This is a genomic window from Rhizobium giardinii bv. giardinii H152 (genome assembly GCF_000379605.1).
GTDB lineage: Bacteria > Pseudomonadota > Alphaproteobacteria > Rhizobiales > Rhizobiaceae > Pararhizobium > Pararhizobium giardinii.
This window is the reverse complement of sequence record NZ_KB902649.1, coordinates 1-1,134: the sequence shown is the minus strand read 5'-3', so window position 1 is coordinate 1,134 and position 1,134 is coordinate 1. Positions and strand designations below refer to the sequence as shown.

1 protein-coding gene is annotated in these 1,134 nt (G+C 60.0%); it reads left to right on the top strand.

Going from position 1 to position 1,134, the window contains the following annotated elements; all coding sequences use genetic code 11:
* A partial coding sequence (locus tag A3AY_RS0113660; RefSeq protein WP_018326226.1) for an aldehyde dehydrogenase family protein occupies positions 1 to 1,134 on the top strand: 1,134 nt, incomplete at both ends.

Sequence of the window (1,134 nt, the reverse complement as noted above, 5' to 3'; positions counted from 1 at the left end):
ACCGTTGCCGCCGCCCGTCGCACCTTCGAAGATCGGTCATGGGCAGGCATTTCAGGCGCAGAGCGTGCAGGTGTCTTGCTGCGCACGGCCCAGATCCTGCGCGAGCGACGCGATGAAATCGCCTATTGGGAGGTGCTGGAAAACGGCAAGCCCATTTCCCAGGCGCGTGGCGAGATCGATCATTGCGTCGCCTGCTTCGAGGTTGCTGCCGGGGCAGCCCGCCTGCTCCACGGCGATAGTTTCAATTCGCTTGGGGACAATCTGTTCGGCATGGTGCTCCGCGAACCGGTCGGTGTTGTTGGCCTGATCACCCCCTGGAATTTCCCGTTCCTGATCCTCTGCGAGCGTGTGCCCTTCATCCTCGCATCCGGCTGTACCATGGTCGTCAAGCCATCCGAGGTTACCAGTGCGACAACGCTGATCCTTGGAGAGATCCTCGCGGAAGCCGGCCTTCCCAAGGGGGCCTATAACGTGGTCACCGGCTCTGGCCGCACCATCGGGCAGGCCCTGACAGAGCACCCAGACGTCGACATGCTCTCCTTCACGGGTTCGACGAGCGTCGGGCGCTCCGTGGTGCACGCGGCTGCCGATACCAATTTCAAGAAGCTAGGCCTGGAACTGGGCGGAAAAAATCCCATCATTGTCTTTGCTGATGCAGACCTCGACGATGCGGCCGACGGAGCAGCCTTCGGGATCAGTTTCAACACCGGACAATGCTGCGTGTCGTCGAGCCGGCTGATCGTCGACCGGCGGGTAGCGAAGGAATTCGAGGAAATCCTTGCGCAGAAGATGAAAAAGATCGTGGTGGGCGATCCGCTGGATGAGGCGACGCAGGTTGGCGCGATTACCACGTCCCAGCAGAACGAAACCATCATGGGCTATATCGCCAAGGGCAAGGCCGAGGGTGCGCGGCTCGTAACCGGCGGTTCGCAGATGGAACTGGGCAAGGGCACCTATATCGAGCCGACCCTGTTTTCCGATGTTACTAAGGGCATGTCGATTGCGACGGATGAGATCTTCGGTCCTGTCCTTTCCTCCTTCCACTTTGATTCGACTGAAGAGGCAATTCATCTCGCCAATGACACCGTCTACGGGCTTGCGGCCAGTGTCTGGTCGAAGAACATCGACACGGCT